Source organism: Actinomadura logoneensis (assembly GCF_003428695.1).
Lineage (GTDB): Bacteria > Actinomycetota > Actinomycetes > Streptosporangiales > Streptosporangiaceae > Spirillospora > Spirillospora logoneensis.
Genome location: NZ_QURH01000950.1, coordinates 1 through 8,071 on the forward strand (window position 1 = coordinate 1; position 8,071 = coordinate 8,071).

8 protein-coding genes are annotated in these 8,071 nt (G+C 75.0%); 3 read left to right on the forward strand and 5 right to left on the reverse strand.

Annotated elements, in window-relative coordinates; genetic code table 11:
• Window positions 1–972 (forward strand): hypothetical protein (locus DZF91_RS41400; protein ID WP_199487041.1); only part of this gene is annotated, 972 nt, incomplete at its 5' end.
• A gap of 41 nt (window positions 973–1,013) precedes the next feature.
• Here DZF91_RS41400 and dtd read toward each other — a convergent pair.
• A complete protein-coding gene (dtd, locus tag DZF91_RS32100; protein WP_117360811.1) occupies window positions 1,014–1,439 on the reverse strand; it encodes a D-aminoacyl-tRNA deacylase in 426 nt (141 codons plus the stop codon).
• 19 nt (window positions 1,440–1,458) lie between these two features.
• Here dtd and DZF91_RS32105 point away from each other — a divergent pair, with 19 nt between their 5' ends.
• Together DZF91_RS32105 and DZF91_RS32110 are read left to right on the forward strand one after the other, a co-directional pair.
• Window positions 1,459–2,292: a BKACE family enzyme gene (locus DZF91_RS32105; RefSeq protein ID WP_117360812.1), complete on the forward strand. Its 834-nt coding sequence runs from the start codon at window positions 1,459–1,461 to the stop codon at window positions 2,290–2,292.
• A gap of 169 nt (window positions 2,293–2,461) precedes the next feature.
• A complete protein-coding gene (locus DZF91_RS32110; protein WP_199487042.1) occupies window positions 2,462–3,421 on the forward strand; it encodes an asparaginase in 960 nt (319 codons plus the stop codon).
• A 153-nt stretch (window positions 3,422–3,574) separates the two neighbouring features.
• Here the strand turns inward: DZF91_RS32110 and DZF91_RS32115 are convergent, their stop codons facing one another.
• The 4 genes from DZF91_RS32115 to DZF91_RS32130 form a co-directional block, all read right to left on the reverse strand.
• Window positions 3,575–4,879, reverse strand: a complete 1,305-nt coding sequence (locus DZF91_RS32115; RefSeq protein ID WP_235834717.1) for a CynX/NimT family MFS transporter — start codon at window positions 4,877–4,879, stop codon at window positions 3,575–3,577.
• A complete protein-coding gene (locus DZF91_RS32120) occupies window positions 4,876–5,577 on the reverse strand; it encodes a FadR/GntR family transcriptional regulator (RefSeq protein WP_117360814.1) in 702 nt (233 codons plus the stop codon). The genes DZF91_RS32115 and DZF91_RS32120 overlap by 4 nt, the downstream gene beginning before the upstream one ends.
• 122 nt (window positions 5,578–5,699) lie before the next feature.
• Window positions 5,700–5,969, reverse strand: a complete 270-nt coding sequence (locus DZF91_RS32125) for a hypothetical protein (RefSeq protein WP_117360815.1) — start codon at window positions 5,967–5,969, stop codon at window positions 5,700–5,702.
• A gap of 154 nt (window positions 5,970–6,123) precedes the next feature.
• A complete protein-coding gene (locus tag DZF91_RS32130) occupies window positions 6,124–7,914 on the reverse strand; it encodes a DUF2207 domain-containing protein (RefSeq protein WP_117360816.1) in 1,791 nt (596 codons plus the stop codon).
• Between the last annotated feature and the right edge of the window lie 157 nt (window positions 7,915–8,071).

Consider the following 8,071-nt stretch of genomic DNA (forward strand, 5'->3'; position numbering starts at 1 on the left):
GCCGAGCACGGCGACCGCTGGGTCGCCGGCGCCGCCGAGCCCCCACCGCAGCAGCCCCCGCCGCCCGAGCCGCTGCCGTCGTCCGGGCCGACGATGGTCCCGCCGCCGCGCGGTGACGCCGAGGCACGCGGGCACGAGCCACCGCACCGTCCGGTGGACGAGCCGCCGTACGAACCGGCGGAGGAGCCCCCGGCCTGGCCCCCCGAAGCCGACCGGACCGCCTGGGACCGGCCCGCGGACGACGTCGGCGGCACCGCGCCCTACCAGGCCTCCGACGACGTGGGCGGCCACGCGTCCTACCGGGCAGCGGACGACGTCGGCGGGGCCGTGCCTTACCAGGACGCCGACGATCCGTCCGTGCGGGGCGGTGACCGGCCTTCGTTCCGGGCCGCCGAGACGGCGTCGGAGCAGCCGGTGGCCGGGGCCGGGGAGCAGGCGGGCGGCGGGACGCGGGAGCAGGCGGCCGGGCGACCGCCGCACGCCGTCCGCCGGACCCGGCGCCGGACGCGCCGGGAGCAGCCCGCCCTCTGGTGGGCGGGGTTCACGGTGTGGATGCTGCTGGCCTGGTTCGCCGGGTCGTGGCGGCTCGCGCTGCTCGGACTGGCCGGGTGGTGCCTGTACGAGTTCCTGCTGATCCCGACCGTGTGCCGGGTGATGGCCGAGCAGGGCTACCCGTGCCGGGAGCCGGTGCGGGGCAGGCTCTTCGCGTGCGGGCCGGAGCACCAGGCGTACAAGACCGAGGGCGTCCGGCGGCTGCTCGGGATGCGGCGTCCGGCGCGGGACGCCCGTGACGTCCGGGACGCGCACGACGGTCGGCCGCCCTCCCCGGAGGCCGGACGGAACGAGCGGGGGGTCGTGCACTCCTCGGACGTCCGCTCCCGGCTCGCCCAGGCGGACCAGGTGTGCCTGGCCCTCGCCGGGATCGGGACGCTCGTCGCGGTCGCCGGGACGCTCTACGGCATCGCCGGCTGAGCCCCCGCCACTTCGGGAACGGCTCAGTACTCCAGGACGGCTCAGTACTCCAGGATGACGGTGATCGGTCCGTCGTTGACCAGGTCCACCTGCATGTCCGCGCCGAACTCGCCGGTCTCGACCTTCGCGCCCAGCGCCCGCAGTTCGGCGACGACGGCGTCCACCAGGGGTTCGGCGACCGGGCCGGGGGCGGCGGCGGTCCAGGTGGGGCGGCGGCCCTTGCGGGCGTCGCCGTAGAGGGTGAACTGGCTCACGACCAGCAGCGGCGCCCCGATGTCGGAGCAGGACCTCTCGTCGTGCAGGATCCGCAGGCCCCACAGCTTCGCGGCGAGCTTGGCCGCCTTCTCGGGCGTGTCGTCGTGGGTGACGCCGACCAGGACCATCAGGCCCGGCCCGTCGATCGCCCCCACGACGCGACCCGCCACGGTCACGCTCGCCCTGCTCACCCTCTGGACTACCGCACGCATGACACGACATTCTGCCTGCATGGGAGCAACGACGCTCATCACGGTGGCCCCGACGGGGGCGGAGTCGGCCAAGGCCGACGTCCCGGCCCTGCCCGTCACCCTGGACGAGCTGGTACAGACGGCCAAGGAATGCGAGGCGGCCGGAGCCGCCGTCATCCACGTGCACATCCGCGACGACGACGCGCGGCCGACCCTGGACCTCGCGCGGCTGCGCGACACCGTCCAGGCGCTGCGGGAGAGCACGGGACTGATCGTCCAGCTGTCCACCGGCGGCGCGGTCACCGATCCGTACGAGGACCGGCTGCGGGTGCTGGACGCCGAGCCGGACGGCTGCTCGCTGACCTGCGGGACGGTCAACTTCGGCGACGACGTGTTCATGAACCCCTGGCCGTTCATGGCCGAGCTGTACCAGCGCACCCAGGCGCAGGGCGTGGTCCCGGAGTTCGAGCTGTTCGACCTCGGCCACGTCGCGGCGCTGCACCGGCTGCTGGACAAGTACGGTCCGCCGTCCGGCGGGCACGTCCACTGCGACCTGGTGATGGGCGTCCCGGGCGGGATGCCGGGGGACGCGCGGACGCTGGTCGCGGCGGTCCAGGCGCTGCCGGAGGGCGCGACCTGGTCGGCCACGGGCGTCGGCCGGACGTCCCTGCCGGTCATGTTCGCGGCCCTGTCGGCGGGCGGCCACCTGCGGGTCGGCATGGAGGACACGCTCACCTTCGCCAAGGGCCGTCCGGTCACCGCGAACGTCGAACTGGTGCAGCGGGCCGCCGAGCTGGCCGGTCTCGCGCAGCGTCCGCCGATGAGCGCCGCCGACGCGCGCGTCCTCCTGGGCGTCGGCAAGGGCGGCAAGTAGGGATCGGGCCCGGAGCGGTCGGCGCGCCCCCGGACTCCCTGACCGGAGGGCGGCCGACCGCCGCGTCCGCCTGCCCGCAGGCCGGGGGGGCGGGGGTCGGTGCACCAGGGCCGTTCGGGTAGGAACGGGTGGAAAGCGTCGGAATGAGTGGGGGGTTGCTGTGACAACGGTGTCCACGCCTGTCCTGGTCGAGGTGGAACGTTCCGGGTTCGTGGAGTCGCGCCACCGGGGCAGCGCCGTGGGGCTCGCGGCGGACGGGACGACGGCCGTCCGCGCCGGGTTCCCGGACGAGCCGATCTTCCCGCGCTCGGCGAACAAGCCGATGCAGGCGGTGGCGATGGTCCGGTCGGGCCTGGAGCTCGACGGCGAGCTGCTGGCGATCGCGTCGGGCAGCCACTCGGGCGAGGACTTCCACGTCGAGGGCGCGGAGCGGATCCTGGCGTCCGTGGGGCTGTCGGCCGAGGCGCTGCGGTGCCCGGAGCAGTGGCCGCTGGACCAGGAGGTCGCGCTGGACGTGGCGCGGCGCGGCGAGGACCGGACGCGGCTGCGGATGAACTGCTCCGGCAAGCACGCCGCGATGCTCGCGACGTGCGTGGCCGCCGGGTGGTCCACCGCCGACTACCTCGACCCGGCGCACCCGCTCCAGGTCGCCTCGCGCGAGGCGGTCGAGGCGCTGGCGGGGGAGAAGGTCGCGGCGGTCGGCGTGGACGGCTGCGGCGCGCCGCTGTTCGCGGTGTCGGCGACCGGGGTCGCGCGGGCGTTCCGGGCGCTGGTGACGGCCGAGCCGGGGACGCCGGAGCGCAAGGTCGCCGACGCGATGCGCGCGTTCCCCGCGTGGACGTCCGGGACCCGGCGCGAGGAGCGCCGCCTGATGGAGGCCGTCCCCGGCCTGCTGGTCAAGTGCGGCGCCGAGGGCGTGGACGCGTTCGCGTTCGCGGACGGCCGGGCCGGCGCCATCAAGATCGACGACGGCGCGATGCGGGCCCGGACCCCGGTGACCGTGGCCCTGCTGCGCTCCCTCGGCGTCGAGCCCGCCGATCCGGCGGTGCTGGACGAGCTGGCGACCGTCCCGCTGTACGGCGGCGAGGCCGTCGTGGGCGAGATCCGCGCCGTCCGAGGCGTCTTCTGACCTGGCGTCTTCTGACCGTCCGAGGCGACTGACCGCATGCGGCGTCCTCTGAGCGCCCGAGGCGTCTTCTGACCGGGCGAGGCGTCCTCCAGCCCGGCGGACGGGTGGAGGCGCGGCTCTGGACCGTTCCAGGCCGCGCCTCCGAACCTCCGGTCAGTCCATGACGCGGGCCCGGCCCGCGCCGAGACCCGGGACCGTCTCCGCCAGCGCGATCGCGACGACCAGCGCCATCGGGACCGTCCAGCCGGACGTGGCGTCCCGCAGCGCGCCGATCAGCAGCGGCCCGAACGCCGAGATCACGTAGCCGAGGCCCTGCACCATCCCGGACAGCTGGGCGGCGGTCGCGGCGTCCGGGGAGCGCAGGCCGATCATGGACAGGGCGAGCGCGAAGGACGCCCCCTGGCCGAGTCCGAGCACCACGACGAACAGCCACATCCCGCCCATCGGCGCCCAGGCCAGCCCGGCGAACCCGGCCGCCGACAGCACCCCGACGAGCACCGCGATCGGCCGCTGGTCGCGCAGCCGCGCGGTCAGCAGCGGCAGGCACATGTTCCCGATGATCTGGATCAGGCTGGACGCGGCGGTGACGAACCCCGCGCTGCTCTCCGAGAGCCCGCGGTCGGTCAGCAGCGTCGGCAGCCAGGCGAACATCACGTACGCCAGCGACGACTGGAGGCCGAAGAACAGTGTGATCTGCCAGGCCAGCCGCGAGCGCCACACCTTGCGCGCGACGTCCCGGTGCGACACGGGGGCCACGGCATCGGACGCCGCCGCACCGGTCTCGGCCGCCGCCGCGGCCCGCCGCACCCGCAGCAACCGGGGCAGCCAGAACAGCGCGGCCAGCGCGGACGGGACGGCCAGCAGCGTCAGCGGCCCGCGCCAGCTCCCGCCGGTGGCGTGCTGCATCGGGACGGCGAGCCCCGACCCGAGCGCCGCGCCGCCGCTCAGCGCGACGGTGTAGAGCGCGGTGACCAGGGCGATCCGCTGCGGGTGGTCGCGCTTGATGATCCCCGGCACCGCGATGTTGCCGATGCTGATCGCCATCCCGGCGACCAAGGACCCGGCGAACAGCGCCGGAGTGACCGGGATCATCCGCAGGCCGATCGCCGCGGTGAGCGCGACCATCGCCGCGACCGGCAGCGCCTCCGGACGCGGCGGACGGCGCAGGAACGCCGCCAGCAGCCCGTACGAGCCGAGGAACATCAGCGGAAGCGTGGTCAGCGCGCCCGCCGCCGTCCCCGACAGGTGCAGGTCGTCGCGGATCTCACCGACCAGGGGGCCGACCGCGGTGAGGGCGGGCCGCAGGTTGACCGCCACCAGGACGATCAGCAGCAGCCCGGCGAGCGACCCGGCCTGGCGTCCCCGCGTGCCGTCGTCGGCGGGGGTGCGGGCGTCGCGCGGGGGCGTCGGGGGAGTGGCGGCCGGCGTCACGGAGCCGGAGGTGTCACGAAGCGTCACTGGGGCTCCTGGGGGGTGGGGCGGCCGACCAGCGCGTCCAGCGTGGCCAGGGTGGGTTCGATGATCGTCCGGGCGGCGCGCTCGGCCGCCTCGGGATCGCGGGCGGCGACGGCGTCCAGCACGGCGCGGTGCGCCTCCTGCGGGGCCTCGGCGACGGCGACGTCGGCGCGCAGGGCGGCGATCGCCTCGCCGAGCCGGCCGGCGAAGTACCGGTACGCCTCCACCAGCAGCGGGTTCTTCCCGGCCTCGACGACGCCGAGGTGGAAGCGGGCGTCGGCCTCGCCGAACTCGCGCTCGTCGGCGGCGGCGCCGCGCGCGGCGAGCAGGTCCTCCAGGCGGGCGAGGTCGTCCGCGGTGCGGCGGCGCGCGGCGAGCCGGGCGGCCTGCACATCGTAGGCGAGCTGCACCTCGAACACGTCGATCAGCGTCGAGCGGGCCACGCCGGTCAGCATCGGCCGCGGGTCGACGCGGCTGCGCACGTACGTGCCGTCGCCCCGGCGCACCTCCAGCACGCCGATGTGGGTGAGGGCGCGGATCGCCTCCCGGACGGCCGGACGGCTCACCCCGAGCTCGTCCGCGAGCCGGTGCTCGCCGGGCAGGCGCTCGCCGACCTGCCAGCCGCCGCCGGTGATCTCCGACTGGAGCTGGTCCAGGACGGCGTCCACGGTCGAGCCGGTGGGTACCGGATTCAGGGCCATACCGCCTCCAGAGGTCAGATGTCAGACATCTTACCCCCGCCGTACAGGCGGCCTTTCGGCTGGTCGGTCGGCTCGGCTGGTCGGTCGGCTCCGGTCACCACGGCACGGGCGTGCCGCCCGCGCTACTTCTTCCCGCGGTGCTCGTAGTCCTCGGGGACGGCGGCGTCCCGGCGCGTCCGCTGCGACGGGCTGCCCTCGATCACGCCGCCCTTCACCGGGCCGCGGTTCGCGGTCTCACCGGTGCGCTTGTCCGGGTCGACCCGTTTGGCCGAAGCGTGCCGGGTCAGCAAGAGCCAGATGACGAGCGCCAGCGCGATGACGATCGGGCCCAGGATGACCCAGTAGTTGTTCCCCACATGGTGGCCGTTTGCGGTGATGACGGTGGCTAGCACAGGTGGCACCTCCTCACCCGGCCCCTACCCGGGGAGCGCGGTTCAATCCTCGCCGCCCGCGAAGCCCACTCGCGAAGCCCACCCGCGCAGCCCGCCCGGCCCGGCCCTTCCGGCGCGGACCGCCGACCTGGGCCGGACGGTCCGCACCGGGTGGTCACATGCCGCGCGACTGGGAGATCGACCCCGAGGTGGCGAGGGTGAAGGTGCGCATGGACTCGGCGAACCGGGACAGGTCCCACTCGGCCGGTCCCTCGTACCAGTAGAGGTTGTCGGCGCCCTCCGCCCGCACGCCCGCGTCCTCGACGGTCCGGGCCCAGCGGTCCACGACGTCGAAGACGACCGCGTACGGCAGGAACCGGGAGAACAGGGCGATGCGCTGCTGGGACGGCATGTCCGTCTCCGGCAGGGCGCCCCGCTCCAGGAACGCCCGGAACCCGATGGTGTGCGCGAGGACGGTCGCGCCGCGCGCGGTCTTGGCCGGCATGTACTGGCCGCCGTAGGCGAGCGCCGCGCCCGCGACGATCACCGCGAGGCCGACCAGCGCCAGGTCGGTGGTGACGGCGAGGACGACGGTGGCGATGACGCCGAGCCCGGTCAGCGCCATGCCCGCGATCGTCCAGCGGGACCGGACGGTGTCGGGGCGGCGCGCGAACCAGCCCTGCTCCACCACGTCGTCGTACATCGCGGACCGGACGCGCTGGAGCTGGGTCGCGAACGTCCCGCCGAGCGCGGACAGCTTGACCGCGTCGCGGCCGTCGAACAGCGCGCCGAGCAGGATCCGCTCGTAGCGCAGCAGGTCGGCGTCGCCGCCGGGGCGCTGCAGGCGGCGCAGGGTCCAGTCGAGGCGCCCGGTCGTGCCCCGGTCGTCCTCCTCGATCAGCAGGTGGCCGCGGACGGCGAGGTCCACGATGGTGGCGGTCACGTCGATCACGTCCGCCTGCTCGTCGATCAGCGTGCCGACCTGGCCGGGCCGCACGCCGTTCGGCGGCTCGAAGTGCTCGCCGGTGACGTGCGCCTGGTCGCCCTCGGCGGCCCGCTTGCCCACCACCCGGGCGTCCCGCCCGCGCAGCATGTAGAGCACGATGACGCCGCCGACCAGCAGCAGGAGCAGCGCGCCCAGCGCGGACGCGGTCACGCCGTTCACCGAGAACGCGGTCGCGGCGGTGTGCCGCCGCTCGAAGACGGCCTTGCCGCCGCTCGCCCCCGCGGGGAGCCCGACGACGACGGTGAGGTTGTCGTCCGGGAGCATCTGGCTCTGGCTGAACACGCCCTGGGTGTGCGTGTGGTTCGTATAGAACTGCGTGCAGCCGATCGTACTGTCGAGCGCGCCCGCGAAGCAGTTGATGTTCTGGACCATGGCGGGCGTGTCCACGGTGGCGCGCGCCTGCGCGACCGGCACCTTCCAGCCGCCGACCGCCGTCCAGCGGAACTCCTCGGTCTGCTTCTGCTGGGCGACCGCGCCGCGCACGTCGTACTGGAGCAGCACGGTGTGCTGCCCGGTCGCCGCGCCACCGGTCAGCTTCACGACCGTGGTCGTCCCGGACGACGAGACCGACGTCCGGGTCGGGCCGCCGTCGGGGCTGGACGCCCGGACGTTCTCGATCTTCCAGACGCGGTCCTCGGTGACGCTGGCGTGCGTCCGCGTCGTGAAGGTCCGCTCGAACCCGGGGCTGGTGAACTGGTAGACGATCGTCTCACGGACGTGCGCGACGCCGCCCTTCCCGAGGGTGATCGCCGCCTCGTCCCTGACGACGCGGTCCGAGACCCGCCGACCGAGCGCGCCACCCGGCACGGCGACGGCCGCACCGGCGGCGCTGACCTCGGCGGACAGGTGCCGCGCCGGCTCGTACCGGCCGCCCGCGGCGTGCGCTGGAAGCGCGAGCGCGGCGGACAGAACGGCGGCGAGCGGCAGGGAGGCGACCAATGGCCGCAGGCGACCCAACATGGCGGCAAATGGTAGCGGTCCCGCCCGTATAGTTCTGCCCTATGGCTGGTCATTACCCCCCTCCGGCCGGACGACAGGGGCAACCCCCGTACGGTCCGCCGCCCGCGCGGCCGCCCTACGGCGGCCCCCCGCCCGGCGGTCCGCCGCGCGGCGCGCC

What these genes read in the sequence shown, in the direction of transcription:
- DZF91_RS32130 (WP_117360816.1), bottom strand. Translation starts at nt 7,914, where the DNA reads ATGTTGGGTCGCCTGCGGCCATTGGTCGCCTCCCTGCCGCTCGCCGCC.
- dtd (WP_117360811.1), bottom strand. Translation starts at nt 1,439, where the DNA reads ATGCGTGCGGTAGTCCAGAGGGTGAGCAGGGCGAGCGTGACCGTGGCG.
- DZF91_RS32105 (WP_117360812.1), top strand. Translation starts at nt 1,459, where the DNA reads ATGGGAGCAACGACGCTCATCACGGTGGCCCCGACGGGGGCGGAGTCG.
- DZF91_RS32120 (WP_117360814.1), bottom strand. Translation starts at nt 5,577, where the DNA reads ATGGCCCTGAATCCGGTACCCACCGGCTCGACCGTGGACGCCGTCCTG.